The organism is Luethyella okanaganae (assembly GCF_042660285.1).
GTDB classification, from domain to species: Bacteria; Actinomycetota; Actinomycetes; order Actinomycetales; family Microbacteriaceae; genus Luethyella; species Luethyella okanaganae.
Map to the genome: position 1 here is coordinate 440718 of NZ_JBHSTP010000002.1, position 26539 is coordinate 467256.

Sequence of the window (26539 nt, forward strand, 5' to 3'; positions counted from 1 at the left end):
CGCGGGGGACGCGCCTCAGGCGGCGCGGCGTTCGCGGGCGGCCGGGGCACAGAGCCCCGCGAGCACCATGAGCGCGAGCAGCACGAGCAGGGCGTTGAGGATGCCGAAGGCGTGGCCGAGCACGCCGAGCAGTGGTGGGCCGACCAGAAACGCGCAGTAGCCGATGACCGCGACGGCACTCACCCTGGCGGCGGCACGCCGAGGGTCGTCGGCCGCCGCCGACATGCCGACGGGAAAGCCGAGGGCGCATCCGAGGCCCCAGAGCACGGTTCCGAGCACGAGCATCCACGAAGCGGAGCCGAGGATGAAGAGCAGCAGCCCCAGCACTCCGATCGTCGCGCAGACGCGGAGCACGGGTACGCGGCCGAAGCGGTCGAGGACAGGGCCGCCGATGATGCGGCCGATCGCCATCGAGGTCACGAAGACGCCGAAGATGAGTGCGCCGCTCGTGTTGTCCATGCCGTGACCGTCGACGACGGCGAGGGCGAGCCAGTCGTTCGCGCTTCCCTCGGCGAACGACATCCCGAGCATGATGACGCCGATGAGCAGCAGGCGGACGTCGCCCCACACGGCGAGGTTCTCGCGCAGCCGGGTTCGCCACGGCTTGTGCGACTCGGCGCCATGGGTGTCGTCGCCGAGCTCCTCGCGGAGCGGCACGAAGCGCACCGCCACGACGGCGACGGCGACGATGAGGGCGGCGATGATGCTGAGGTGCCAGAAGACCGGCACCTCGAGTGCGGAGGCCAGCGCACCCAGCCCGGCGCCGACGACGGTTCCGAAGCTGAAGAAGGCGTGCATGAGCGGCATCAGGGTCTTGCGGATCTCCTTCTCGGATGCCGCGCCCTCGACGTTCATCATGACGTCGACAGAGCCGTTGCCGAAGCCGAAGACCGCCAGCCCGAAGAAGACGAGGGGGGCAGAGGGGACGAGCGTCGTGCCAACGCCGACGAGCACCAGACCGGCCGCGACGAGACTGAGCGAGAGCACCATGCCGTGCCGAGCGCCGAGGCGCGCGAGCAGCAGGGCCGAGCAGACGAGGCCGATGATCGAGCCCGCCGAGATTCCGAAGATCACGTAGCCGACGGCATCGAGCTCGAGCCCGAGATCGTCGCGTACGGTGGGCACCCGGGCGACCCAGCTGGCGATGCTCAGGCCGCTGAGCAAGAAGATGACGAAAACGGCGTTGCGCCAGGCGAGAAGCTCGCGGCGCGGTCGTGCCGGTGCCGGTGCCGGTGCCTGCGCCTGCGCCTGCGCCGAGTCGGAGGCGGGCGTCGCTGCGTCGCTCTCGGTCTCCGTCGCCTGCTCCGCCCTTGCATCGGGGGAAGGGGTCGTCTCTGACATGTGCCGGTCCTGCGGGTCTCTGTGCTGGGGCGAATGCGGACGGTGGGTGCTCGTGCCGAAGCCGAGAACCATCGAATCGATTCGATCGAATCGATTCGACTAAGCTATCGAGAAAGCCTGATGCGGTCAAGCCCGCGGCGGTCGCCGAGGGCATCCGCCCTCCGAGAGGAAGGACCCCGATGGACGCGGACATCCCGACGCGCCCCACGCTCGCAGACGTCGCCGCGCGCGCGGGAGTCTCGGCGTCGACGGCCTCTCTGGCCTTCAGCGGATCGGGACCGGTCTCTGAGACGACCCGTGAACGCGTGCTCGCTGCCGCCCGCGAGCTCGACTATGGCGGTCCGGACCCCCGCGCCCGCTCACTGCGTCGTGGACGCTCCGGCATCGTGGGCGTCGTCGTCGAGGAGCGTGTCCGCGAGGCGTTCCGCGATCCGATCAAGATCGCCATGCTCGACGGTCTCGCCGAGGCCATCGGGCCGCTCGGTGCCGGGCTTCTGCTGCTCACCGACACCGGGGGCGGTGCCGTGAGCATCGCGAGCACCCCCCTCGATGCCGTCGTGCTCATCGGTTGCAGCCCGCGACTCGGCGACTCGGTGGCCGTGCTGCGGCAGCGCGGCATCCCGATGGTGGCGATCGAGGGCGATCCGGGCGAGGGCGTCACCGAGATCTCCCTCGACAATCGCGACGCGACTCGACTCGGAGCGCAGCACCTGCGAGCGCTCGGTCACACGGATGTCGCGCTCGTGACGCTTCCGACGGATGCCACGCGCATGCGCGGCCGGCTCACCCCGGAACGGGAGGCGGCGAGCACCTCGGCGACCACGACGGACCGGATCGCAGGGACGCGCGACGTGTTCCCGCTCGCCACCGGGGTCGTGGCCTCGGCGAGCTACATCGAAGAGGGGCTCATCGCCGGTCGCGAACTGCTCGCGGATCTAGCCGGGCGCCCCACCGCGATCATCGCCCAGAGCGACCTGCTCGCGGCAGGGGTCATCCGCGCCGCCGAGGAGCTCGGCCTCGCCGTGCCCGCCGACCTCAGCGTCCTCGGCTTCGACGGGGTGCGTGTCGATGGCCTCGCTCCCTACGACCTGACCACCCTCGTGCAGCCGGCGACGGCGAAGGGTCGTGCAGCGGGCGAGGCGATCGTGCGAATGCTCGATGGCGAGCGACCGGAGTCGGTCACCTTCATGAGCGTGTTCCACCTCGGCAACACCACCGCCCCGCCACGCAGGTGAGTGAGGCCGGCGGCGAATCTGACAGCCGCCTCAGCGTGCGGGGGCTCCCGTGACCATCCAGGCCCGTCCACGGGCGCGCAACCCCAGGGTCGTCGCGCGGGCCGCGAGGTAGCCGAGCGCGAACGAGGCCATGAGCCAGGCCAGCCCGGCCGCATCGTGCGACGCCCAGGTGCCGACCGCCGTGGCGAGCGGAACGAAGACCGCGAGGTTCGCGAGCCCGGTCACCGCGAGGTAGCGTGCGTCGCCTGCGCCGATCAGCACGCCGTCGAGCACGAACACGAATCCACCCAGCGGCACGGAGACGCCCAGCACGACGAGGGTCGGCGGCAGCAGCGCGGCGACCTCCGCCGAACTCGTGAACAGAGTGCCGAGCACCGGGCTCAGCATGATCGTGAGCAGTCCCAGCGCCGCGCCGCCGCCGACGCCCCACTGCAGGCATCGCACGAGCACCGAGCGCACCATGGCCACATCGCTGGCGCCGAGGCTGCGACCGACGAGCGCCTGCGCCGCGATGGCGAGCGCGTCGAGCGCGAAGGCGAGTGTGGCGAACAAGGTCATGGCCACCTGGAAAGCCGCGAGCGAGGCCGAGCCGAATCCCGTCGCCACGTAGACGGCGAGCAGCATCGCGGCACGCAGACTCAGGGTGCGCAGCAACAGCCAGCCACCGGATGCCGCCCCGCCCAGCATGCCGTCGCGGTGCGGACGCAGCTGTGCGCCGACGCGGCGTGCGTGTCGCGCCACGACCGCGAGGTAGACGCCCACCATGCCCCACTGGGCCACAACGGTGCCGATCGCCGAGCCGGCGATGCCGAGCCCGAGCCCGTAGATGAAGAAGAGGTTGAGCAGGATGTTCGCGGCAAAGCCGATTCCGGCGACGAGGAGCGGAGTGCGGGTGTCCTGCAGCCCCCGCAGCAGACCGGTCGCCGCGAAGACGAGCAACATGGCCGGTAGCCCGAGCATCGAGAGGGAGAGGTAGAGCGATGCCTGTGTCGTGACGTGCGCATCGGCCCCGAAGGCGCCCGCGAGCACGGGGGCGGAGAGCCAGCCGGCGCCAGCGAGCGCGATGCCGATTCCGAGCGCGAGCCAGAGCCCGTCGATCCCCGCCGTGACCGCATCCCGCTCGTCGCCGGCGCCGAGTCTGCGTGCGACGGCGGGGGTCGTGCTATAGGCGAGAAAGACCATGAGGCCGATGATCGTCTGCAGCACAGCGCTCGCGATGCCGAGACCGGCGAGCGGGATCTCGCCCAGGTGGCCGATCATTGCCGAGTCGGCGAGCAGGAAAAGGGGTTCGGCGATCAGCGCCCCGAGCGCGGGCACGGCGAGACGCCGGATCTCGTGATCCACGGGTCGTCGGCTGAAGAACGTGATGCACCGAGTTTAGAAGCGGTCGATGACATCGGGGGCTTCTGTCGGTCGTTCCTCACTCTCTCGAACGTTCGCTCGGACCTTCGAGGGGACGACGGGGTCGCGGGCGTGTCGGGATCGGCGGATCCCCTCCCTCGAGCCTCGAGCCTCGAGCCTCGAGCCTCGAGAGGCGGGACGGTTCACGGGCGGGCGGCGACTCAGCATTTCTCTCGAGGCGATCGGAGTGAAGCCTCCGTTAACGTGTCAGACTGGGCGCATGAGACTTACACGGACTGTCGCCGCATCCGTCGTCGTCGCTCTCACCGCCGCGCTCGCCGGCTGCGGCTCGTCCGAGTTGGGAGGAGCCGCCCCGTCGGCCACGACCGCGCTTGCGGCCGAGTTGCAGGGGATCGTCGATGATGCGCTCGAGGCGAATGGGATCCCCGGCGCCGCGGTGAGCGTCGACACGGGTGCAGCGGCGCCATGGCTCTCGTTCACGGGGGTCGCCGATACGACCACGAACGCGCCGGTCACGCCGGAGGATCGCTTCGCCTACCGGTCGATCACGAAGTCGTTCATCGTGAGCGCGGTGCTCGAGAACGTCGCCGCCGGGCGTATCGCGCTCGACGACGCGATCTCGGAGTATGTCCCGGGGGTTCCGAATGGCGAGACGATCACAATCCGGCAGCTCGCCGGCATGCGATCCGGCCTCGTCAACTACTCCGCGGCTCCCGCGTTCCAAGCGGCCTTCGGCGCCGATCCGACGCGATCGTTGACCAGTGCCGAACTGCTCGCCTACTCTTTCGAGCTGCCGCCGAACTTCGCGCCGGGCGAGCGCTACGAGTATTCCAACACCAACACGATCCTGCTCGGCGAGATGTTGCGCACCGTGAGTGGGATGGACGACTGGGCAGGCTACGTCGCCGAGCACGTCACGAAGCCGCTCGGACTCTCGACGGTCGTCTATCCGGGCGCCGGGACGATGCCGACGCCCGCGGCGGCGGGCTACCTCGTCGGCGACGGGCAGATCGAGGCGGCACCGCCGGGCATGTTCGAGATGTTCGGTGCCGCCGGTGGGCTCACCGGCACGCTCGCCGACCTCGCGGCGTGGGGCTCCGAACTCGGCACCGGCACCCTGTTGACCCCCGCGGTGCAGGCTGAGCGCACGGCGAACCCGAGCGACCCGCGTGACGACCCGAACAGTCCGGTGTACGACGCCTATGGCCTCGGCATCGGCGAGATCGACGGATGGTGGGGGCACACGGGCTACGGGCTCGGGTTCTCCGCGCTCGTGATGCGCAACCCAGGGACCGGCCAGGTCATCGCGATCATGCTGAACGCCTCCCCGCCGGATCACGACGTTCCCGCTGCGATGTTCCGCCGGCTGTCGGCTGCCGTCGACGCGGCCGGCTGACGTCGGTGAATCGGGTGTTGGGAGTCTCGCTGCTCTGGGTGGTTCCTGGGGGCTCGTGTGCACGCGGAGAGGGCGCGTGAGGAATTCGTCAGGAGGTTTCACACAAATGTGAAACGAGCGTAGTCTCGCGCTCATGAACATCGTCATCGAGACTCGCGGACTGCGCAAGCGCTTCGGGCGGGTCCGCGCCCTCGACGGCCTCGACCTCAGTGTCGCCGCTGGCGAGGTCCATGGCTTCCTCGGCCCGAACGGCGCGGGCAAGTCCACCACCATCCGTGTGCTGCTCGGGCTCATGCGGTCGTCAGGCGGTACGGTATCCGTCTTCGGCCGCGACCCCTGGGCGGATGCGGTCGAGCTGCATCGGCGTATCGCCTATGTGCCGGGTGACGTGAGCCTCTGGCCGAACCTCTCGGGCGGTGAGGCGATCGACCTGCTCACCCGCCTGCGCGGTGGAGCGCACGACACAGGCGCATACGCCGCCAGGCGGGCGCACCTGGTCGAGGCCTTCCAGTTCGATCCCTCGAAGAAGGGACGCACCTATTCGAAGGGCAATCGTCAGAAAGTCGCCCTGATCGCAGCGCTCGCGACGCCTGCCGAGCTCTACATCCTCGACGAGCCCACCTCGGGTCTCGATCCGCTCATGGAGGCGGTCTTCCGCCGCGAGATCGCCGCAGCGCTCGCCGACGGCACGACCGTGCTGCTCTCGAGCCACATCCTCTCCGAGGTCGAGCACCTGTGCGACCGGGTGAGCATCATCCGCGCAGGCAAGACCGTCGAGACCGGCACGCTCGCAGAGCTCCGGCACCTCACCCGCACCGAGATCGCGTTCGCGAGCGCGGATGCGACTCCGCAGCAGCTGACGATGATCCCCGGCACGCACGACCTCGTCGTCGACGGTGCGCGCGTGCGCTTCACTGCCGCCAGCGACGACCTGCCGAGCATCCTCTCGGTGCTCGCGCAGTTGCGGGTCGGCGGCCTCACCGTCAACCCCCCGTCGCTCGAAGAGCTCTTCATGCGCCACTACCACGACGACATCGCGGACGACTCGGCCTCTTCTTCTTCGGCCTCCTCCTCTAGGGAGCGGGCACGGCGATGAACATCCTCGTTCTACTCGTGTGGCTGCGTTTTCGCCGGGACAGGATCCAGCTGATCGCCTGGATCGCACTGTTCGCCGTGTTCGCCCTCATCGGCAACGCCGCGGTCGAGGGCACCTACGGCACCCCGAACGAGCGCGCGGGGGTGGTCGCCATCGTCATACAGACGCCGAGCGTTCTCATGCTCCGCGGCACGCCGCAGGGCGTCGAGGCCGACGCGTTCCAATACTTCCTGTTGTTCGCGTTCCTGGGCGTGATGGTCGGCCTCATGAGCACCTTTCTCGCGGTGCGGCACTCACGTGCCGAGGAGGAGAGCGGCCGGGCCGAGCTCGTCGGAGCGACACGGGCCGGGCGGATCGTGCCGCTTCTCGCGACGACGATCGAGGGCGTCACCCTCAACCTCGTCGTCGGGGCGATCTCGGCGCTGGGCTATCAGCTGGGCGGTGCGGGCCCCGCGAACTCCTGGCTTGCGGGCGTGGCGCTCGCCGCCGTCGGCATCGTTTTCCTCGGAGTCGGGCTGCTATGCGCGCAGATCATGCGCACCTCGCGCGGTGCCAACGGCCTCGCCGCAGCGCTCGTTGCGCTCGCCTACGCCCTCAGGGCGGCGGGTGACGCCAGCGGTACGGTGCACGCCGACGGCTTGAGCATGACGGCAGGATGGCCGAGCTGGCTCTCACCCATCGGCTGGGGTCAGCTCGTCGCACCGTTCTCGAATCCCACCGTGTGGCCTGTGGCGGCTTCACTGGCGCTCGGTGCCGCACTGTTCGGCGCCTCGGCGCTACTGCAATCGCATCGCGACATCGACTCGAGCATCATCCCCGAACGGCTTGGCCGGCTCACCGCTCACCGCACCCTGAGCGGTCCGATCGGTCTCACCGCCCGGCTGCTGCGCAACCCGATCGCGGGCTGGATGGTGGCAGGTGGGCTGTTCGGGCTCCTCATCGGCAGTCTCGGTGAGACGATGGTGCAGTTCGTCCAAGCGGGTGCCGAGGGCGCCGCCGGGATCGAGAACACGGTCGGCAACACTCTCTCCGCTCTGGCGGGGCCGAATGCCCACGGATCGATCATCGATCTCTTCACGGTTGCTATGTTCAGCCTCGTCGGCGCGCTTGCCGCGGTCGCCTCCGTGCAGGCCGTGCTGCGTGCGAGGCAGGACGAGGCCGGTGGCGCTGCGGAGATCCTGCTGGCCGCGCCGCTCTCCCGCGTGCGCTGGTTTCTGGGCTACGTCCTGATCGGCGTCGTGTCAATCGTGCTGGTGGTGGGAGTCGCCGTCCTCGGTGCCGTCATCGGTCTCCAGCGCTCGGAGGACTCCTGGGACCGGGCCGCCGTGGTCGTGCAGGCCGGGCTCGCGCAGCTCCCCGCAGCCGCCGCGCTGCTTGCCGCGGTAGCCCTGGCGTTCGCGCTGCTGCCGAGGTTCACGATCGGGCTCGGCTGGGCGATCCTGCTCGCCGCGATCTTCATCGGCCAGTTCGGCGGCTTCCTCGGGCTTCCGGGCTGGGCCAGGGATGCCTCGCCGTTCAGTCACACCCCCGTCGTCACCGCCGCCGACGTCGACTGGGCCCCTGCGTGGGTGATGCTCGCCGTCGCGATCGTCGCGGCCGGACTCGCGACGGTGCTCGTGCGTCGCCGCGACGTGGCACTCGGAGCATGAGACGCACAAGCCGGAAGGCCCAGCCGATCGCGGTCTCGCGCGAACTGTGAGGATCGAGCTATGGCACGTGATGAGAAAGCCGTCGAGAACTTCGTCGAGCAGACTGCTGCCGTGCTCACCGCGGCCGGATTCCCCCGCATGCCCGCGCGGGCGCTCCTGTGCCTCATGGCGACCGAGCGCGGCGGGCTCGAGGCGCAGCAGATCGCCGAGCGGCTCGGCGTGAGCGCGGCGGCGGTGTGTCCGGTGCGGTCCGCCACCCGCTGAACCTGGGCATCGTGCGCAGGATCGCGCAGCCGGGTTCGCGGCGGGATCGCTACGAACTCCCGGATGGCCCGTGGTATGCGGCGTCCGTCGGCAAGGACACGGCCTATGTCGCGCTGGCCCAGCTCGCCGAGAGCGGCGTCGTGGCTTTGGGCTGGCGGATCGCGGCGAGGGAGACGACCCAGGAAATACGGAGGAGTCCCGGCGCCCACGACGAATAGGCTGGGGTGATGACTGACGCTTCGCTCGCCTCCGGCATCACGATCGACGAACTCAATGACAGCATCCGGCCACAAGACGACCTCTTCCGGCATGTCAACAGCAAGTGGATCGCGCGCACCGAGATCCCGGCGGACAAGGCCCGCTACGGATCGTTCTACCTTCTGCACGAGGAGGCTGAAGAGGCTGTGCGCGACATCATCGTCGAGTCGCAGAGTGCCGAACCGGGTTCTGAGGCTCGCAAGGTCGGCGACCTCTATACCAGCTTCCTCGACGAGGAGCGCATCGAGCAGCTCGGTGCGACGCCGATCGCGGGTCAGCTCGCGCTCGCCGAGACGGTGCATTCCGCGGCCGACCTGCTGAGTGCTCTCGGTGATCTCGAACGCGCGGGCGTGAGCGGTTTCGCGCAGCTTTTCGTCGACAACGATCCTGGCGACCCTGAGCGCTACCTCGTGTTCTTCGAGCAGGGCGGCATCGGTCTGCCAGACGAGAGCTACTTTCGCGAGGCGAAGTTCGCCGACGTCCGCACCGCCTATCTCGCACACCTGGAGCGCATGTTCGCCCTTGCCGGCCTCTCAGAGCCGGCGGCGCGCGCGGCGCGCGTCTTCGACCTCGAGGCGGTGATCGCTTCGCACCACTGGGACAACGTCGCGTCGCGCGACAGCGAGAAGACCTACAATCTGCGCAGCTGGGCGGATGTCGTCACCCTCGTCGCGACCTCGGAGCCGGCATCCGGAGCCGATCTTGATCTCTGGCTCGACGCGCTCGGTGCGCCAGACAGGGCTTTCGCCGAACTCGTCGTGCGTCAGCCCGAGTTCCTCGCCGGGCTCGGCACCCTCCTCACGGACGACCGCATCGACGCCTGGAGGGACTGGCTCGCCTGGCAGATCATCCGTTCGAACGCCGCCTACCTCTCAAGCGAGTTCGTCGAAGCCAACTTCGACTTCTACGGTCGCACACTCACGGGCACCCCGCAGATGCGCGGCCGCTGGAAGCGTGGAGTCTCCCTCGTCGAGGGCTCCATGGGTGAGGCCGTCGGCCGCATCTACGTCGAGCGGCACTTCCCGGCCGCGGCGAAGGAGGCGATGGACGTGCTCGTCGACAATCTCGTCGAGGCGTACCGGCAATCGATCGCCGGTCTCGCCTGGATGGGGCCGGAGACTCGCGAGCGCGCACTCGACAAGCTCGACAGCTTCACTCCCAAGATCGGCTATCCGGTGACGTGGCGGGACTACTCGGCACTCGCGATCGACGCCGGTGATCTCGTGGCGAACGTGCGCGCAACGGCCGAGTTCGAGTTCAACCGCGAGCTCGGCAAGATCGGCAAGCCACTCGACCGCGATGAGTGGTTCATGACCCCGCAGACGATCAACGCCTACTACAACCCCGGGTTCAACGAAATCGTCTTCCCGGCGGCTATCCTGCAGTTTCCCTTCTTCACGGCCGAGCGGGATGCCGCGGCCAACTACGGCGCGATCGGCGCCGTCATCGGCCACGAGATCGGCCACGGCTTCGACGATCAGGGCTCCAAGTACGACGGCGACGGGCGCCTCACCGATTGGTGGACGGAGTCGGACCGGGCTGCGTTCGAGGAACGCACGAGCTCGCTCATCGCTCAGTACGATGCGCTCGCGCCCGCCCAGGCCCCCGGGCACAACGTCAACGGTGCGCTCACGATCGGCGAGAACATCGGCGATCTCGGTGGGCTCGCGATCGCTTGGAGGGCTTATCTGATCTCGCTCGACGGGGCCGAACCGCCCGTGATCGACGGACTGAGCGGTTCGGAGCGATTCTTCCTCTCCTGGGCGCAGGCCTGGCAGCTCAAGGCTCGCGACGAGGAGGTCATCCGCCTGCTCGCAATCGATCCTCACTCTCCGAACGAGTTCCGCTGCAATCAGATCGTGCGCAACATCGACGAGTTCTATCATGCCTTCGGGGTCGTGGAAAGCGACGAGCTCTGGCTCGAGCCGTCGGAGCGCGTCACCATCTGGTGAGCGGGCGGTGGCGGGGCCGCATCCCGAGCGGCTCCGGTTCCGGCCCGTTTCGCGCACTCAGCAACTCGGGCTATGCTGCGGTCATCCCATTCATCTCGTTCGGCAGAACCCGAGGCCGAATGCGGTGAAGGTGCATCGCGATGGGGATGCGGTGCACTGTTTTTTCGAGCATAAGGAACGCCCGGTGACGGTCCCTACCCAGGAGTCAGAGCGGCGCGCTCGGCATGCCGCCGAGCGGCGCGGCAAGCATCTCGGAGGAGAGTCCAACGAGAACTTCGGTCGTGGCTTCGCGGCGCTCGGGCACCTCGCCGTCAATGGGGTGCAGGTGTCGGCGCGCGCAACCGATCTTGCGACAGGAAGGGTGCTGTTCTCCGTTGACGACCATGTCGTCATGCCCACCGCGAGCATCGGTAAAGTGCTCCTGCTCGTCGAGATCGCTGCACGTCTCGGCGACCCGGAGTTCGACGGCTACGCCATCCTCGATCGCGCCGTCGGCGATGCCGTCGGCGACTCGGGCATCTGGCAGCACCTGCAGGCGCCGTCGCTCCCGGTCGCGGATCTTGCGGCGCTCATCGGAGCGACGAGCGACAGCCTCGCCACCAATGTGCTCATCCGGGCCGTCGGCCTCGAAGCCGTACGTGCCCGCACAGAATCGCTCGGGCTCAAGCGCACCGCGCTGCTCGACCTCGTGCGCGATCATCGCGGACCCGACGATGCCCCCCAACTGTCCATCGGTTCCGCCAACGAGCTCACCTGGCTCTTCGCATCGCTCGCGCGCGGCGAGATCGTCTCACCCGAGGTGTCGCAGCGGGTGGTCGGCTGGCTCTCGCTCAACTCGGACATGTCGATGGTCGCGAGCGCATTCGGTCTCGACCCGCTCGCTCATCGTCAGGCAGACCACGGCGTCCTGATTGTCAACAAGACGGGCACGGACGGCGGCGTGCGCAGCGAAGTAGGAGTTCTGCGCGGGCCGCGTGCCGGAGTGACCTACGCCGTTTCGACGTACTTCGCCGACACGCGGCTCTCCGCGCGGCTCGCCGTGCTCGACGGCATGCGCCAGGTCGGCCTCGACCTGCTGGAGTACGTGCACTGACCCGACTCTCGACCCGAATGCGTCGCGGGGAGGGCAGGGAGGGCAGTGAGGTGCACTGGCGTGCGGCTAGGGCGCGGGTGGCGGCGGAGGAGGAGGACGGCGGGAGCAACCCGGCGGCTAGTGCGCGAGGCGTGCGAGATAGGCGTCCTCTGCGTCGTACGGGAACCACTCGTTCGCGCCATAGCGCGCCACGAGGGCCGGAAAGGCCTCGCGCCACGTGCGACCGGCCGACTCCGCCGCGGCGACGGCATCCAGCGCCCAGCGGATGTCGCCCTCGACGCTCTCGGTGTAGCTCACGACGGGCCGGTAGCCGAGCTCGGTTCGAGCTCGCTCCATGCTCATGACGATGGGGTGCGTGAGCGCCCACGGGCTCGCCCCGACTCCGGCATCCGTCGGCGGCCCGGCGATGCCGCGCACCTCGCCGTCATGGCCGAGCACCTCGTAGACGATACGACCCATCTCGGCGACGGTGAGACTCTCGTCGTCGACCGCGTTGAGCACGCGTCGTCCGGGGCTCTCGGCGCACAGCGCGACGAGCTCGGCGATGTTGGCCGTTGCCGAGGTGCTGAAACGACTCTCGCCGTCGTAGGCGAGCAGGGTGGCCGGTCGCTCGTCGAGCGCACGCTTGACGAAGAACCACTCCCGCAGCATCGGGCTGTGCGCACCGTGGATCGCGCCAGGCCGCAGGATGCTCACCGGCAGTGCCGCATCGTCGAGCAGGCGCCGCTCGACCGCGGCCTTGAGCGGTGAGTAGCTCTGCTCGTCGTTGTCGACGAGGGGCGAGTCCTCGCGCAGCGGGACTGGGTAGTCGGGAAAGTTCTCGGGGCCGGTCGCCTTGTCGAGGTAGCCGCCGTTCTTGCCGCGGTAGACCGAGGCCGTGGAGATGACGACGAGCGAGCCCACCTCTCCGCCGAGCAGTCGCAGTTGATCGGCGTCGACGGGGGAGTAGGCGATCGTGTCGAGCACGAGATCGCGTCCGCGTGTCGCCTCGAGCAGCGCGTCGGTGTCGGAACGGTCGATGCGGTGGGTCGTGACCCGGGTCGTCGTGCCGTCGAACTCGAAGACCCGCGGGTCGATCGTGCGCTCTCCGCGATGCAGCAGTTCGACTCGCCAGCCGTCGCGGGCGAGTCTCTGAGCGGTCGCGACGCCGATCTGCCCCGTGCCGCCGATGATCGCCGCGTTCTTGGTCATGGCTCAACGCTAGAGAGCGCGGATGCCGCATGCGAAGTGCTTTCGCTCTCGGCAGACAGGCCGGCGCAGCTCAAGCGTCGCCGTGTCGGCGCGGCGCTCAGTCGATGAGGTCGAGCTCGTCGAGCCGGCGCAGCACCTCGGCGCCAGCGGGCGGGCATCGGCGGGCATCGGCCGATGTCACCCAGTGCAGCTCGCTCACCTCCGCAGACGGCGCGGGCTCGTCGTCGGTCTCCCCGGCGAACACGATCATGCGCACCAGGCGTCCTTCCGGCTCTCCGTGCGCCTGGACGGCGACAGTGAAGAGCTCGCGCATGCTCTCCGGCCGGAGGACGACGGCGATCTCCTCGCCGGCCTCCCGCAGTGCGGCCTCCCTCGCCGTCTCGCCGGAGTCGATCTTGCCTCCCGGCATGAAGATGACATCGCGCCCCCGAGCGGTGACCATGAGCACGCGGCGCTCGCGGATGATGGCGACGGCGGCGACGGGAATGTCGGGGAGGACGGTGGGAGTCACTCGTCCATTCAAGCGCACACGGGAGTCGGCCGCCTGCCGCGCGACTTCCCGGGGTTCAGGGGTGGGCTTGGCTCGTGAACACGTCGTTGAGAGTGACCGTCTGCAGACCTCGCTGGCGAACGATCTGCATCAACTGCGGGAAGACCCTCGTGACAGGGTCGAAGTTGAGGTGGCCGATCACGATGTGTTGCGGGAGAAACCACTCGGTGGCGAAGTCGACGATCTGCTGTTCCGTGATGAGGCCGGAGTCGGAGAGCGAGCCGTGCCAGAGGGTCGGGACCGTATAGCCGATATCGGCGGCGAGGTGGTCGATCCTGTCGTCGTGGTAGCCGAACGGCGGGCGGAAGAACGGCCGGGCGTCGACACCCCAGAGGTTCTGGATGAAGTCATGGTTGCGTTGCAGCTCGTGCACGACCTCGGAGTCCGAGAGCGAAGTGAGGTCGGCGTGCGACCAGGTGTGATTGCCGAGTTGCAGCTGACCGGAGTCGACGAGCGGACGCAGCACCTCGACGTTCCCGTCCCATGCGTCGTAGATCCCGTTGACGAAGAAGGTCAGTCGTGTTCCCGTCTCATGTGCGAACCGGGCGTAGGCTGCTAAGACCTCCGGGCTCGTGCCGTCGTCGACCGTCCAAGCGAGCAGGGAGCCTTCACCGGGGAGCCCGGTGAGGGCTCCGGGTGGAACGGGCACTCTGTCGAGGCGCGGGGCGGGTGGTCGGATCGCGCGCGGGGTCGCCGCAGAGGTGGGAACAGATCGTGGCGTCGGCGTTGCACTCTCCGTGACCGAGGGAGGCGTGAGCATCCCTGCGCGTTCTCGTGAGCAACCGATGAGCGCTAGCGCTGTCGACGCCGCACCGAAAGTCAGGAATCCCCGCCTGTCCATCTTTCCTCCTATGAACCCTTTCCTCCTATGAACCGCCCCCCGACGGTATGGCTGTCGATCACGACAGCGTGCGCTCATCCTGTTTCGTGAGAGTCCTCATGAGAGAGATCGCCTCTTTCGCGGAGACCTCGGGCAGATAGGCCTTGCCGATGGCGGTGCCGATCGCCGGAAGCGCGAGGGGATCAGGGTACGCCATGTAGATGGTCTCGTACCTCGGATTGAACTTCGCCTTGAACGTGAAGAGGGAGGAGAAGCCGTAGGCGGGCTCGAGCGTCTTGGCGAGGAACTCGAGCAGACGCGTCATCGCGGTCGGATCGGGCGGTGTCTCGCCGACGGCGAGCGGCGCCGTGGCCAGCGGGGCACCGGAGAGGCTCAGCAGCTCGATGCCCTGCTCCTTCATGTGCAGCGCGGATGACGCGATAAGGAACTCCATGATTCCCGGGATGGTCTTGTCGGCGCGCCGCATGAAGTCCATCGTCCAGCCGATCGGCTCGCCGTCGCGGTAGACGGGGAGCCAGCTCGTGATCGCCTGCATCCGGCCATCCGCTCCGACGGCGAGCATCAATCTCACCTCCGGGTCCTTCAGCTCCTCCAAGGCGCCGAGGGTGAAGCCCATCTCGGGAAGCTCATTCTCGGCCACCCACTGCTCGGAGATCTGGTTGATCTGGTCGATCATCGATATCGGCAGCTCGTTCCAGGTGGTCCACAGTGTGGTCACGCCCTCCTTGGCACCGCGATTGAGCGCCTGGCGCACCTTCTTCCACGGCTTTCCGGTCATGTCGAGGTCGATCGGACGCATGAGGGTCTCCTCGCCGATCGAGGTGTACAGCCAACCGAGTTCGCCGAAGATCGGAAGATAGTGCCCGTGCACGCTGTAGAACACGGGCACCCAACTGTTCGCGTCGCAGAAGGCCGCGAACTCGCGAATCGTCCGGCCGCTGCGTTCCTCGGAGCAGACCGGATCCGACATCGTGATGGCGATCCCGTTGATCACCCGGTAGGCGACGGCCGCCTCGCCATCCGGGCTAAACCAGTAGACGTTCCCCGGCCAGGTGGCCATGAAACCGAAGGTTCCGCCCCCGCGGCGGCGGAGGAGCTCGCGGATGCGCTGGTGATCGCCATCGCGAACGCACGACTCGATGGCGATGAACATCCGGAAGGCCGCGACGATGAACACCGCCCAGAACACGACTCCCAGCCACTGGAAGAGCACGAATGTGAGGTTGTCTGTCGGAACGATCGTGTCTCCCGTCGTGACGACGAAGTTCACCGGGATGAAGCGCTTGAGGGTGTCGATCGCAAGGTCTCCGAGCGTTGCATCCGGTGTGTAGGCGTCGATAGTGGCGAGGGCGACGGCGAAGTAGGCGACGGCGAGCACGAGGAAGGTGGCCACGACGATGTAGGTGAAGCGCACGACGGCGGAGTGCGGGGCCGCGATCGTGAAGTTCCCGCGACGGAGGAAGAGCAGTACGGCGACGACGAGCGGCACGGCGATGGTGGCCCCGATCCACACGATGAGCTTGCCGATGTCGAGTGACGTCCAGTCGTCGGCCTCGGCCCGCTTGATCGTTGCCGTGATGTCGAAGGAGAACCACGCGAGACCCGCGAGTGCAAGGTTGACGGCAATGGCCAGCCAGAGCGCGAACCGGCGGCCTTTGCGCAGACCCCAGGCCGCAACGATCAGCAGGGCGAGCGGCACGAAGACGAGCAGGAACGGCCCGACGCCGGCGAAGCTCAGGAGCGCCAGTGCGCGCTCGCACTCGGCCGAGATCTCGGTTGCACAGCGATCGAGGGTGGCCTGCTTGTCGGGAAAGCTCTCGCCGAACAAGTGCGCGACGAGGGACATCGCGCCGAAACCGTTGGGGTTGACCAGCGAGATGATCGGCCCGATCGCCGTGGCCGCGACGATCGTGGCGAGGAGCGTCCGGGTTTCTCGATGTGAGCTGCGGTGCGAACGCAGCGTCGAGCCGCCGCGGTTCAGGATCGCGCCGAGGAAGAGGCCCGTCAGCGCCGCGATGAAGCGGTAGACGTTGGACGAGTCGCCGTCGTAGAGCACGAACGTCAGCAGAAAAGAGAAGACGCTGACCCGGATGCGCCGCCGCCACAGTGACCCGGCGAAGGCGCTCGCCGCGAGCAATGCGCCGACGAGAGGGGTCAGCGGGTCCAGGGTGAGGTCGAACGAGGCCATCTCCGCCCACCACTCGCCGGCGGCCCTGCCGACGGCTTCCAGCGCGACGCCGAGCGTGACCCCGACCACACCGGTCATCGACATGGCGACGAGCACCCGCACCGAGCCCAGCAGGCGCTCGGCGATGCCCAGCAGCACGAGCGAGGCGAGCACACCTGCGGCGAGCTGGAAGGGATCCCACGGGATGCAGAGGGCGGTGACGACCGTCCACCACGAGCCGTTCTCGATCGTCGTGGTCACACCAGCCGCCCAGGATACCTTGGTGTCGATGCTTGCCGCGCCGAGGAAGGTCCCCGCGAGGAGGGCCGTGACGACGATGAGCGCCGCGAATCCGACACTGACGGGAACGTGTGCGACGTAGTCGGCTATCCGTCGCGTGGTTCGCACGGCGGCTGAAGGGGACGTGGCCGTGGCGCCCGTGCTGGCGCTGCTGGTGGCCTCTGTGCTGTCGTCTGGTCGGGCGTTCACGATAGCTTTCGTCCGTTCAGGAGGCGGGCGCCGAGAGGCCGAGGCGCGGGTAGAGGCTCTCGAAACCCTTCGCCAGCCCTCCGTTGAGGCCGCTCACCCCGTGGTCGGCGTCTGGAACGGAGTAGAACGTGGTCTTCATGCCTGCTTTCATCGCCGCATCCGCGAGCCGCTGCGTGCCGGGGCTGAAGTCGCTATCGCTCGCACCCGCCGTGAAGACGGCGGTCGTATCGAGGTATGGGGCTCGCGACGCCATGATGACGGCTGGCTTGACCGCGTCGTAGGCCGCCTGGTCGCCCGCGAAGATCGAAGAGAGGACGACGTCGTTCTGCTCGGCGCCGGCATACTCGTTCGGGGAGATGGCGAGCAGGTTGCCAAAGGTATCGGGGTATTTCGAACCGAAGTACGCTGCGCACTCCCCGCCGTTCGAGTATCCGGCGACCGTCCAGTATCTAGGGCTCTGCAGCACGGCGAGATTCTCCCTCGCCCAGGGGACGACGTCCTTCATGAGGTACGTCTCGACGTCGCCGAGGGGGCTGTCGAGGCAGAGCGGATCCATCAACGGGTCGCTCAGCTGGTCGACGACGAGCGCGATCGGTGCCAGGCCGTTGTTCCCGGCGGCGTATCCGTCGAGGACCTTGGCGATGTACCGGGGATCGGGGTCTCCGGGCTGCCCCAACATCATGATGACGAGGGGCAGCTTCGGGGCGTTCTGCACTTGTGCCGCCGGCGGCAGATAGATCTGCGCTGGTCGTGCCGGGAAGAGCGAGTTCGTGTTCGGGATGTCGCCTTCGACCGAGCCGATTTTTCCGGTCGGCGGCATTCCCATCGGTGGCTTCCAGACGTAGAAGAGCGGTTCCGTCGGATCAGTCGCACCGAGGGGCTTCGGCGTGCCGACGCCGACCGGCTTCGCCGTGCTGATGTGCAAGAAGGCGCCGAGAGTCGGGCTCAGCCCGTAGGCGTCGTTGACCGACAGGGTCGCCGTGACCCCGAAGAGCAGGATCGACAGAGTCGCGACGAGGGTGCGCCACCAACGCGAACCCCGCAGGTTCACGACGGCGAGCCCGAAGCCGGCGAAGGCGGCGGGAACCCAGATGTACGTTGCACCGGCGACCGGACTGCCGAAGGAGTCGAACACGTCGACGGCGAGCCAGAGCACGAGCAGCCCGATGAGCGCTCCGGCGACGATGGCGATGATCGCGATGAAGAACCACACGGCCGTCCTTCTCCTGAACAGCAGGTAGGCGAGTGCGGCGGCGCTGAGGGCGTAGGCTGCGACGATGACGGGGCCGGTGGAGATATCAAGGTCGAGGAGTGAATCGAAGATGTGCATCACCCGCCGCCGTCTGGAATGTATGGAACTGGAACGTCTGGAAAGGGGGCACTCTGGCTCCCCGGTCCCGTCAATCTAAGCAGGCCCGGCGAGCCCGGCAAGGGTGCAGGGGCGAATGCACACCGCATGAGGGGGCATTCCGGGGGTTCCTCTCAGCTTTACTAGGATGGGCGTGCACCAACCGCCCCGGATCCGAAGGACTCGATACGCATGGCCGAGCAGTCTCGACTCGACTCAGTGATCACTCTCGCGCAACACCGCGGTTTCGTCTTCCCCTCCGGCGAGATCTACGGCGGCACGCGTTCGGCGTGGGACTACGGGCCCCTCGGTGTCGAGCTCAAAGAGAACATCAAGCGCGAGTGGTGGAACCGGTTCGTGCGCGGCCGAGGAGACGTGGTCGGTCTCGACTCCGCAGTCGTGCTGCCGACCGCCGTGTGGGAGGCATCCGGTCACGTCAAGGTCTTCAGTGACCCGCTCACCGAGTCGCTCGTCACCCACAAGCGCTATCGCGCAGACCATCTCTTCGAGGGCTACGAGGAGAAGAACGGCCATCCTCCGGTCAATGGGCTCGCCGACATCCCCGACCCTGAGCACCCCGACAAGGTCGGTCAGTGGACGGAGATCAGGCAGTTCTCCGGACTCATGAAGACCTTCCTCGGTGTCGTCGACGACGAGTCCGGGATGCACTATATGCGACCGGAGACGGCACAGGGCATCTTCACGAACTTCGCGAACGTCCTGCAGACGAGTCGCAAGAAGCCGCCGTTCGGCATCGGTCAGATCGGCAAGGCGTTCCGCAACGAGATCACGCCGGGAAACTTCATCTTCCGCACGCGGGAGTTCGAGCAGATGGAGCTGGAGTTCTTCGTCGAGCCCGGTACCGACGACGAGTGGTTCCAGGTCTGGCTCGACGCCTGCTGGGACTGGTTCATCGACCTGGGCATGACGCCCGAGAACATTCGCCTGTTCGAGCATCCGGATGACAAGCTCTCGCACTACTCGAAGCGCACCGTGGACATCGAGTACCGCTTCCGGTTCGCCGGCAGCGAGTGGGGAGAGCTCATGGGAGTCGCCAACCGCACCGACTACGATCTGCGGGTGCACTCCGAGTCGTCCGGCAAGGACCTCAGCTACTTCGATCAGACCAAGAACGAGCGGTGGATCCCGTATGTGATCGAGCCGTCCTTCGGTCTCACCCGTGCACTTATGGCGTTCCTCGTCGACGCGTACGACGAGGAGTACGTGCCGAACGCGAAGGGCGGCACCGACAAGCGCACCGTGCTGCGGCTCGACCCAAGGCTCGCTCCCGTGAAGGTCGCCGTGTTGCCGCTGTCGCGCAACGAGGCGCTCTCCCCGATGGCGCGTGGGGTCGCCGACGAGCTGCGCAAGCGCTGGAACGTCGACTTCGACGACTCCGGTGCGATCGGTCGCCGCTACCGGCGGCAGGATGAGATCGGAACTCCGTTCGCCGTGACCGTCGACTTCGACTCGCTCGACGACAACGCCGTGACCGTGCGCTCACGCGACACGATGCAGCAGGATCGCGTGCCGCTCGACGGGCTGACCGCGTACCTCGCGCAACGGCTGAACGGCGCGTAGCTCTGGATCGATCCCGAGCTATGGAAAGGCGGCGACCCCGCCTGGGCAGGCGTGAGACTCGCACCCCTCCGCAACCACACGGTTCGACTCGTTCGCGCCTCGCCGCGCTCCGCTACGGCGTGATGATGGTCACGCCGGGGGTCGTGCTCGGTTGCGACATCGCGGCGAGCGCGGCGGGGGCCTCGTCGAGTGCGATCCGCCTTTCGATCAGCTTCTGCGGCTGGAGCCGCCCGTCGAGCACGAGTTCGAGCATGTCCGCGTAGGCGTTTGCAGGCATGCCGTGGCTGCCGAGGATGCTGAGCTCGCCGGCGATGACCGCACTCAGGGGGAACCGCGGGTCTTCTGCGAGCAGGCCGATCTGCACGTGACGTCCTCGGCGGGCGAGCGAGCGCACGGCGATCGCGACGGTGCTCTCGCGGCCGAGCGCCTCGAGCGACACCTGCGGTCCGCCATCCGTCACGGAGCGGATGCGTGCGACGACCTCGTCGTCGGCGAGGCCGCGTGAGTCGATCGTGTGCTCGGCTCCGGCGCGGGCGGCGGCGACCAGTGCGGCAGGGCTGATGTCGACGGCGGTCACCACGGCGCCGAGTGCCCGGCCGATCATCACGGCGCTCAGGCCGACCCCGCCGCAGCCGACGACGACGAGATGCTCGCCCGGCGATAACGCCGCCTGGTGGGCGAGACCTCGGTAGGAGGTCGCGAAGCGGCACCCCAGAAGCGCGGCGGCTCCGGAGTCGAGCTCGTCGGGGATGGCGATGAGGTTCACGTCGGCGTCATGCAGGGCGACACGCTCGGCGAAGGAGCCCCAGTGGCTGAAGCCGGGCTGGGTCTGGTTGCGGCACACCTGCCCATTGCCGGATGCGCACTCGGGGCAGCGTCCGCACGCGCAGACGAAGGGGACCGTCACGCGCTGGCCCAGCGCGAACCGGCTCACGTGCGGCCCGATCGCGTCGATGACGCCGACGAGTTCGTGACCGGGAACGTGGGGGAGGGCGACATCAGCGTCGTGGCCGAGCCAGGCGTGCCAGTCGCTGCGGCAGAGGCCCGTCGCCTCGACGCGCAGCACCACGCCGGCCGGGCTCGGCTCTGGGTCGGCGACCTCGCGAACCTCGGGAAGTCGACCGAAGGCATCGAACCAGACAGCGCGCATGGCTCCATTATCGATGCGACCGGCAGTGGTCAGCTCGGAGGGGCCGGCTTCGAGTACCTGTGTGGCCGCCCTGAGCGCCCCAACGGCCGGATGGTCGACCTCGATGGGCGTGGTTCGGTTGTCGCCCACGCCACAGGATATTGAGCTGGGGCCCCTCTCGCACATGTGGCACTACATGACGTCTAGCGACACGGGTGCAGGCTGCGAGTGATGGGCCTAGCCGATGGTGCCGCCGGTCGCATAGACGAAGAGGAGTGTAAGAGGCCCGCCGATGATGAAGTTGTTGGCGGCGTGAAGGAGTAGTACGTGCCAGATGTTCCGTGTCCAGAGGTAGATGAGGTTCATCAGTAGTCCAGCGGCAGCGAAGGAGAGCGTCAGGATCCACTGGCCACCGAAATTGTTGATATGGATTGCTCCAAACAGGATGGCATTGACAAGAGTGAGCAGGGTAGCTGCAGCGAGGTTGCCCCATACGGGGAACTTCATCAGCAGGGTATGGCGGAAGGTGAAGTCCTCGATCAAGGCCGTCGCGATTGGGCCGAAGGACGCGAACAGGAGAACCCCGAATCCGAGCGAGGCAACCGGTGCAGCACTTGTTTCGGGGATGTTCGAGACGAAGGGGCGAAGCGCTGCTCCCACGACATCGGTGACGATCAGAAGGAGGATCATCCCCAGGAGGACGATGCCGATGCTCCGCCCTAGCACGGCCAGGAATGCTCGCCAGTGCCGAGCAAGGAGCTCGCGGTTCGCGATCGCCAACATGACGAACAGAATCAGCCTGATAGATGTGTCGGCGACTGCTCGTGTGGCGAGATCAGCTGTGACGAGCGATATCACCCACCCACCCAGGAAGATCGCCGGCACCGCAAGCAGCGCGATCCAATCGCGAGCTCCCCAGGTGAATCGGACAGGAAAGGACTCGGCTCTGACTTGAACCAGAAAGCCCTTCCTACGGGCTGTCTCCACATCTGCAACCACTTGTGTGTTCCTCCTGCTTGAACGTGAACAACCTCAAGTCTTGTGATCGACAGTCGCAGAAGCGTCCCCCGAGGGAATGATGTCCTCTGACGCGCCGTACTGCGAGAGGAGGGAACATGAACCTTTCGACTTGGTTCGCAGGTTCAGTGCGGTCGGCTGGCACCGGCAGGTGCCGTCAGGAGTTCGCTCGCCGGGTCAGTGGAACGGGCGCGGGTGCCGCACGCTGCTCCGAGGACGCCTCTGGCACGATTCCGAAGATCGCCTCGAGGCTGTCGAGCCAGGCCTGTTGCTCCCCTGAGCGTGCGTACTCGCGCGCGCGGTTCATCGGGATGTGCAGCAGCACGCCGGCGAGGTGGCGCAAGGCCTGTTCGATGCGGCCGTCGTCGTCGCCACGGGCACGGGCACGCCCGATCTCGGCGTCGAGCAGTTCGAAGACGTGGCTCCGCAACGCGACGACGGCGGGGGCAAGGCTCTGCTCCTCGGCGACATCCGTGAACTTCCGCGCCGCTCTTCCGACGATCGCGCGCGCCTCGTCGGTCGCGTTGAGCTCTTCGAGCGGAGCGTGGATGCGAATCGTCTCCAGATCGAGCAACTCGACTCCCGGGATTCCGCCGACGTCGGGGTCGACGTTGCGGGGAAGCCCGAGGTCGATCACGAGCTGACTGCGCGACTCCCGTGCGGTGCGAGCGGGGCAGACGGAGACCGGTGCGCCCGAGCGCTCCCGTCGGTCTAGGCCGAGTTCGGCGCGGCCGGCCGTGATCACGGCGGCGTCGAGCACGTGGTGGTCGGCGGTCGTGCATGTCACGATGATGTCGACGGACGCCGCGGTATGCGCGTACCCGGTGGCTGGAACAGCGACGATGCCGTGGCTTGCGGCGAAGCGGGCACCGCGCCCGGACGGCGAGTAGACCTGGACATCCTCGACACCCCGGTCTCGGAGTGCGGCGAGGGAGGCCCCGGCATAGCGGCCGGTGCCGACGAGCAGGACACTCGTCTCGGCCCAGTCGCTCACGCGACTCTCTGCGAGGTCGAGGGCGAGCCGAACGAGCGACCGGCCGGCCGAGCCGATCCCGGTGCGGTTCTTGACGCCGCGCGAGGTCTGCGAGGCGCGCTGGAAGAGCCGTTCCAACTCGGGGCTCGTGGTGCCGAGGCTGCGTGCCCGCTCGAGGGAACGCCGCACCTGACCGGCGATCTCGCCCTCACCGACGACGACCGACTCGAGCCCTGCCGAGACGGCGAAGAGGTGCTCGGCGACGCCGTTGCCGTGCACGAGGTCGAGAGTGTCCCGCAGCGTCTCCACGTCTACGGCGGTCGCGGCGCTCACCGCCTCGATCGCAGAGAAGACTGCGGGCAGGGGCGAGACCCCGAACGGCTTGTCGAGGTCGAGATACGCCTCGAAGCGGTTGCACGTCGCGACGACGACGGCGCCGCGCGTGGCATCGTGGCCGGAGACGATTACGCTGCCGACGGCGCCCGCGTCGACGGAGAGTCGCTCGAGGAGGTCGAAGCTCGAGTTCTTGTGACTCGCGGACAGGCAGATGAGCACTTCAGGATTCTACCCGAGGCCTGCCGGTGTCGCGGCGGCCGTGTATTCCAGGGAAACATCGTGCGGCATGGAGCGGCTCGGCGTGTGCTGTCCACCCGATCGACCGCGGCACGCACCGATAGCGCCTACCCGCACGGCTCGCGCGCAGAGGTCGACACTTCCCGGCGGTGTTTCTGAGCGACAATGGGGTACGTGAACCTCGACGCGCAGCATCCGCTCTCTTCCGGCCTCACCAGCGAATCTCGGCTCGTGCGCGCCTATCAGGGCGATCGCCCCGAGGTCACGCCGGTCTGGTTCATGCGGCAGGCGGGCCGCTCGCTGCCGGAGTACCGGGAACTGCGTGCCGGCACCAGGATGCTCGATGCCTGTCTCGACCCGGAGCTCGCGAGCGAGATCACCCTGCAGCCCGTCCGCCGTCATGGCGTCGACGCCGGCATCTTCTTCAGCGACATCGTCGTGCCGTTGAAGCTCGTCGGCGTCGAGGTCGAGATCGTCTCGGGCAAGGGGCCGGTCATGGCGGCGCCCGTGCGCACGGCGGCTGATGTCGCAGCTCTCACGGCGCTCGACCCTGCCATGCTCGACGAGGCGCTCGCTCCCGTCGAGCAGGCCGTGCGCCGCACCGTCGCAGAGCTCGCCCGTGTCGACTCGACGGGCTCGTCACCGTTCAGGTCCGGAACGGCCACCCCGCTCATCGGTTTCGCGGGTGCGCCGTTCACCCTCGCCGCGTACCTCGTCGAGGGTGGTCCGTCCAAGGACCACATCGCGGCCCGCACGCTCATGCACGCCGACCCCGAGGCCTGGGCGCGGCTCATGGCCTGGACGGCCGATGTCACCGGCCGGTTCCTGCGTGCGCAAGTGCTCGCCGGCGCGAGCGCAGCCCAGCTCTTCGACTCGTGGGCCGGAGCGCTCTCGCTCTCCGACTACGTGCGGTACGCGGCGCCCGCATCCGCCCGCGCCATCGGCCACGTGCGTGATCTCAGCTACTCCCTGCCGGCACGAGACCAGGCTGCCGACCCCGAGACGGTGCGCCGCTCGGTGCCGATCGTGCACTTCGGGGTGGGGACCGGCGAACTTCTCCAGGCCATGCACGACGTCGGGGCCGACGTCGTCGGCGTCGACTACCGCGTGCCGCTCGACGAGGCCAGCCGTCGCCTGGGCGGCAACGTGCCCCTTCAGGGCAACATCGACCCGGCGCTGCTCGCGGCCCCCTGGCCGGTGCTGGAGGCGCACGTGCGCGATGTGCTCGTGCGGGGTCGCACGGCGCCGGCTCATGTGCTCAACCTCGGCCATGGCGTTCCGCCTGAGACGGACCCGGCCGTGCTCACCCGCGTGGTCGAGTTCGTGCACTCGCTATGACCGGGGACCAGCCCGACGAGGGTGTGCTGTCCGAGGGTGATGGCGATGTCGCCGATGTCGTCGTGGTCGGCGCTGGGGTGGCCGGACTCGTCGCAGCGCGCGAATGTCTGCGTGTCGGCCTGAGGGTCACGATCCTCGAGGCGAGGGATCTCCCGGGCGGCTGCGTCGGCTCGCACGAGCTCGCCGGACTGCGCCTCGACTCCGGCGCCGAGAGCTTCGCGACCAGGGGCGGTTCCGTCGAGAGACTGCTCGACGAACTCGGCCTGGGCGGGCAGATCGTCGCGCCAGAGGCCGGGCGTGCGTGGTTGCGTCTGCCCGGGAGCGGTGGAGCAGCCGTCACGGTTCCCCTGCCGAAGACCGCGCTGCTCGGCATTCCGTCGTCGCCGCTCGCCGATGACGTGCGCGCGGCGATCGGCTGGGGCGGCGCCCTGCGCGCCTATCTCGACCGTCTCATGCCCGTGCTCACGATCGGCCGGGAGACGAATCTGGGTGCCGTGGTGCGCAAGCGCATGGGCCGGCGGGTGCTCGACCGGCTCGTCTCGCCGATCTCGTCGGGGGTCTACTCGGCAAATGCCGACGAACTCGAGCTCGACGGCGTGGCTCCTGGGCTCAACCAGGCGATGACCCGTGCCGGCTCGCTCTCGGGAGGGGTCGCCCTGCTGCGCGCGGATGCGCCGGCCGGTTCCGCGGTCCGCGGCATCCGTGGCGGCATGTCCCGGCTGGTCGATGCGCTCGTCGCCGACATCAGCCGCCTCGACGGCGAGCTTCGCACGGGGGCGCGCGCCGCGAGACTCGACGCCATCGACGACGCCAGGGCGGCCGGCGAGGTGGGCGACGAGAAAAGGTGGGCGGTGCATGTCGAGGATTCGGTGGGGGAGCGGAACAAGATCCGCGCACGCGCCGTGATCGTCGCCGCACCGGCGGCACCGTCGATCGCCCTGCTCTCAAGCGTCTGCCCGGATTGGGGGGAACCTCTCGCCGGCGAGTGGCCGGCCGGCCCGTCGGTCGAGCTCGCGACGATCGTCGTCGACGAGACCGCTCTCGACGACGCGCCTCGCGGAAGCGGCGCCCTCATCGCCGCCGGCACCCCCGGCGTCACCGCGAAGGCGCTCACTCACGCGACCGCGAAGTGGGCGTGGCTCGCCGAGACGGCCGGACCGGGGCGTCACGTCATCCGCCTCTCCTACGGACGTGCCGGGGAGGCGGAGGCGACGGCCGCTCTCGACGACGACGCCTTTCTGGTGCTTGCTCTCCACGACGCGAGTGAGATTCTGGGCGTGCCGCTCTCAGCGGCGAACGTCGTGGCCCATGCGAGAACGGTCTGGCGGGACGCCCTCTCGCACGCGGCGGTCGGCCAACGAGCCCGAGTCGACGGTCTGCGCGCCGCCCTCTCCGAAGAACCGACGCTCGAGGCCGTCGGCGCGTGGGTGGCGGGCACGGGGCTGGCCTCGGTGGTTCCGGATGCCCGCGATGCCGCCCGTCGCATCCGACAGCACCTCCTGCATCTCTGAGGTTCCCGGCCGGCGGGCGACGGTGTGTTCGAGACGGTGTGCTCGAGGGGGGTGGCCGAGCGCGGAAGCCGGTTATGGAGGGCGGTGACGCGTTTCGGCGGGGCCCCTCGGCCCCAGCTCGCGGCGCCGTGTCCAGCGAGCAGAAGACCGAGCCGGCACATCGCCGCGGACGGTGTCCTCGCGGT

The 26539-nt window shown here is 68.3% G+C and carries 21 protein-coding genes; 11 read left to right on the forward strand and 10 right to left on the reverse strand.

Features of this window, described 5'->3' with window-relative positions; all coding sequences use genetic code 11:
* Window positions 1-15: 15 nt before the first annotated feature.
* Window positions 16-1341, reverse strand: coding sequence for an MFS transporter (locus ACFQB0_RS09720; protein ID WP_386730727.1), 1326 nt, complete (start codon window positions 1339-1341; stop codon window positions 16-18).
* A 179-nt stretch (window positions 1342-1520) separates the two neighbouring features.
* Here ACFQB0_RS09720 and ACFQB0_RS09725 point away from each other — a divergent pair, with 179 nt between their 5' ends.
* The gene (locus ACFQB0_RS09725) at window positions 1521-2576 is read left to right on the forward strand and encodes a LacI family DNA-binding transcriptional regulator (protein ID WP_386730729.1); all 1056 of its coding nucleotides are present in this window, start codon (window positions 1521-1523) and stop codon (window positions 2574-2576) included.
* A gap of 30 nt (window positions 2577-2606) precedes the next feature.
* Here ACFQB0_RS09725 and ACFQB0_RS09730 read toward each other — a convergent pair whose 3' ends face one another.
* Window positions 2607-3920, reverse strand: coding sequence for an MATE family efflux transporter (locus ACFQB0_RS09730; protein WP_386730731.1), 1314 nt, complete (start codon window positions 3918-3920; stop codon window positions 2607-2609).
* Between the two features lie 277 nt (window positions 3921-4197).
* Between ACFQB0_RS09730 and ACFQB0_RS09735 the strand changes: the two genes are divergently transcribed.
* The 7 genes from ACFQB0_RS09735 to ACFQB0_RS09765 all read left to right on the forward strand — a co-directional run bounded on the left by ACFQB0_RS09735 (window position 4198) and on the right by ACFQB0_RS09765 (window position 11646).
* Complete coding sequence (locus tag ACFQB0_RS09735) at window positions 4198-5334, forward strand: serine hydrolase domain-containing protein (protein WP_386730733.1); 1137 nt, start codon at window positions 4198-4200, stop codon at window positions 5332-5334.
* A gap of 133 nt (window positions 5335-5467) precedes the next feature.
* Entirely contained in the window at window positions 5468-6430 is a 963-nt protein-coding gene (locus ACFQB0_RS09740; protein WP_386730734.1) for an ABC transporter ATP-binding protein, read from the forward strand.
* Window positions 6427-8079, forward strand: a complete 1653-nt coding sequence (locus ACFQB0_RS09745) for an ABC transporter permease (protein WP_386730736.1) — start codon at window positions 6427-6429, stop codon at window positions 8077-8079. Before ACFQB0_RS09740 ends, ACFQB0_RS09745 begins: the two co-directional genes overlap by 4 nt.
* Window positions 8080-8139: 60 nt before the next feature.
* A complete protein-coding gene (locus ACFQB0_RS09750; RefSeq protein ID WP_386730739.1) occupies window positions 8140-8343 on the forward strand; it encodes a hypothetical protein in 204 nt (67 codons plus the stop codon).
* Window positions 8316-8561: a hypothetical protein gene (locus tag ACFQB0_RS09755; RefSeq protein ID WP_386730742.1), complete on the forward strand. Its 246-nt coding sequence runs from the start codon at window positions 8316-8318 to the stop codon at window positions 8559-8561. Before ACFQB0_RS09750 ends, ACFQB0_RS09755 begins: the two co-directional genes overlap by 28 nt.
* A 9-nt stretch (window positions 8562-8570) precedes the next feature.
* Window positions 8571-10553 carry a M13 family metallopeptidase gene (locus tag ACFQB0_RS09760; protein ID WP_386730743.1) on the forward strand — a complete coding sequence of 661 codons (1983 nt, stop codon included), beginning with the start codon at window positions 8571-8573 and terminating at the stop codon, window positions 10551-10553.
* 184 nt (window positions 10554-10737) lie between these two features.
* Window positions 10738-11646 carry a serine hydrolase gene (locus ACFQB0_RS09765; RefSeq protein WP_386730746.1) on the forward strand — a complete coding sequence of 303 codons (909 nt, stop codon included), beginning with the start codon at window positions 10738-10740 and terminating at the stop codon, window positions 11644-11646.
* Between the two features lie 117 nt (window positions 11647-11763).
* Here the strand turns inward: ACFQB0_RS09765 and ACFQB0_RS09770 are convergent, their stop codons facing one another.
* The 5 genes from ACFQB0_RS09770 to ACFQB0_RS09790 all read right to left on the reverse strand — a co-directional run bounded on the left by ACFQB0_RS09770 (window position 11764) and on the right by ACFQB0_RS09790 (window position 18214).
* Entirely contained in the window at window positions 11764-12837 is a 1074-nt protein-coding gene (locus ACFQB0_RS09770) for a hypothetical protein (protein ID WP_386730747.1), read from the reverse strand.
* Window positions 12838-12934: 97 nt separating this feature from the next.
* Window positions 12935-13348, reverse strand: a complete 414-nt coding sequence (locus ACFQB0_RS09775) for an NUDIX hydrolase (RefSeq protein WP_386730749.1) — start codon at window positions 13346-13348, stop codon at window positions 12935-12937.
* Window positions 13349-13403: 55 nt separating this feature from the next.
* Window positions 13404-14036: a polysaccharide deacetylase family protein gene (locus tag ACFQB0_RS09780; RefSeq protein WP_386730752.1), complete on the reverse strand. Its 633-nt coding sequence runs from the start codon at window positions 14034-14036 to the stop codon at window positions 13404-13406.
* A gap of 250 nt (window positions 14037-14286) precedes the next feature.
* Entirely contained in the window at window positions 14287-16803 is a 2517-nt protein-coding gene (locus tag ACFQB0_RS09785) for a bifunctional lysylphosphatidylglycerol flippase/synthetase MprF (protein WP_386730753.1), read from the reverse strand.
* Between the two features lie 97 nt (window positions 16804-16900).
* Window positions 16901-18214, reverse strand: coding sequence for an alpha/beta hydrolase (locus tag ACFQB0_RS09790; RefSeq protein ID WP_386730756.1), 1314 nt, complete (start codon window positions 18212-18214; stop codon window positions 16901-16903).
* A gap of 210 nt (window positions 18215-18424) precedes the next feature.
* Between ACFQB0_RS09790 and ACFQB0_RS09795 the strand changes: the two genes are divergently transcribed.
* On the forward strand, window positions 18425-19813 hold the full coding sequence (locus ACFQB0_RS09795) for a glycine--tRNA ligase (RefSeq protein WP_386730758.1): 1389 nt from the start codon (window positions 18425-18427) through the stop codon (window positions 19811-19813).
* 112 nt (window positions 19814-19925) lie between these two features.
* On the opposite strand, the gene ACFQB0_RS09800 is transcribed toward ACFQB0_RS09795, so the two are convergent.
* From ACFQB0_RS09800 to ACFQB0_RS09810, 3 genes are all read right to left on the reverse strand, one after another.
* Window positions 19926-20963 (reverse strand): alcohol dehydrogenase catalytic domain-containing protein, encoded by a 1038-nt coding sequence (locus ACFQB0_RS09800; RefSeq protein ID WP_386731532.1) that lies wholly within the window; start codon window positions 20961-20963, stop codon window positions 19926-19928.
* Between the two features lie 216 nt (window positions 20964-21179).
* A complete protein-coding gene (locus ACFQB0_RS09805) occupies window positions 21180-21725 on the reverse strand; it encodes a CPBP family intramembrane glutamic endopeptidase (protein WP_386730760.1) in 546 nt (181 codons plus the stop codon).
* 391 nt (window positions 21726-22116) lie between these two features.
* Window positions 22117-23487: a glutamyl-tRNA reductase gene (locus tag ACFQB0_RS09810; protein WP_386730763.1), complete on the reverse strand. Its 1371-nt coding sequence runs from the start codon at window positions 23485-23487 to the stop codon at window positions 22117-22119.
* Between the two features lie 183 nt (window positions 23488-23670).
* Between ACFQB0_RS09810 and hemE the strand changes: the two genes are divergently transcribed.
* Together hemE and ACFQB0_RS09820 are read left to right on the forward strand one after the other, a co-directional pair.
* A complete protein-coding gene (gene hemE / locus ACFQB0_RS09815; protein ID WP_386730765.1) occupies window positions 23671-24843 on the forward strand; it encodes a uroporphyrinogen decarboxylase in 1173 nt (390 codons plus the stop codon).
* Window positions 24840-26354, forward strand: coding sequence for a protoporphyrinogen/coproporphyrinogen oxidase (locus ACFQB0_RS09820; protein ID WP_386730767.1), 1515 nt, complete (start codon window positions 24840-24842; stop codon window positions 26352-26354). The genes hemE and ACFQB0_RS09820 overlap by 4 nt, the downstream gene beginning before the upstream one ends.
* Window positions 26355-26539 lie beyond the last annotated feature (185 nt).

What these genes read in the sequence shown, in the direction of transcription:
- ACFQB0_RS09760 (WP_386730743.1), top strand. Translation starts at nt 8,571, where the DNA reads ATGACTGACGCTTCGCTCGCCTCCGGCATCACGATCGACGAACTCAAT.
- ACFQB0_RS09770 (WP_386730747.1), bottom strand. Translation starts at nt 12,837, where the DNA reads ATGACCAAGAACGCGGCGATCATCGGCGGCACGGGGCAGATCGGCGTC.
- ACFQB0_RS09790 (WP_386730756.1), bottom strand. Translation starts at nt 18,214, where the DNA reads ATGCACATCTTCGATTCACTCCTCGACCTTGATATCTCCACCGGCCCC.
- ACFQB0_RS09820 (WP_386730767.1), top strand. Translation starts at nt 24,840, where the DNA reads ATGACCGGGGACCAGCCCGACGAGGGTGTGCTGTCCGAGGGTGATGGC.
- ACFQB0_RS09720 (WP_386730727.1), bottom strand. Translation starts at nt 1,341, where the DNA reads ATGTCAGAGACGACCCCTTCCCCCGATGCAAGGGCGGAGCAGGCGACG.
- ACFQB0_RS09750 (WP_386730739.1), top strand. Translation starts at nt 8,140, where the DNA reads ATGGCACGTGATGAGAAAGCCGTCGAGAACTTCGTCGAGCAGACTGCT.
- hemE (WP_386730765.1), top strand. Translation starts at nt 23,671, where the DNA reads ATGGGGTACGTGAACCTCGACGCGCAGCATCCGCTCTCTTCCGGCCTC.
- ACFQB0_RS09795 (WP_386730758.1), top strand. Translation starts at nt 18,425, where the DNA reads ATGGCCGAGCAGTCTCGACTCGACTCAGTGATCACTCTCGCGCAACAC.
- ACFQB0_RS09805 (WP_386730760.1), bottom strand. Translation starts at nt 21,725, where the DNA reads ATGTTGGCGATCGCGAACCGCGAGCTCCTTGCTCGGCACTGGCGAGCA.
- ACFQB0_RS09745 (WP_386730736.1), top strand. Translation starts at nt 6,427, where the DNA reads ATGAACATCCTCGTTCTACTCGTGTGGCTGCGTTTTCGCCGGGACAGG.
- ACFQB0_RS09800 (WP_386731532.1), bottom strand. Translation starts at nt 20,963, where the DNA reads ATGCGCGCTGTCTGGTTCGATGCCTTCGGTCGACTTCCCGAGGTTCGC.
- ACFQB0_RS09735 (WP_386730733.1), top strand. Translation starts at nt 4,198, where the DNA reads ATGAGACTTACACGGACTGTCGCCGCATCCGTCGTCGTCGCTCTCACC.
- ACFQB0_RS09725 (WP_386730729.1), top strand. Translation starts at nt 1,521, where the DNA reads ATGGACGCGGACATCCCGACGCGCCCCACGCTCGCAGACGTCGCCGCG.
- ACFQB0_RS09740 (WP_386730734.1), top strand. Translation starts at nt 5,468, where the DNA reads ATGAACATCGTCATCGAGACTCGCGGACTGCGCAAGCGCTTCGGGCGG.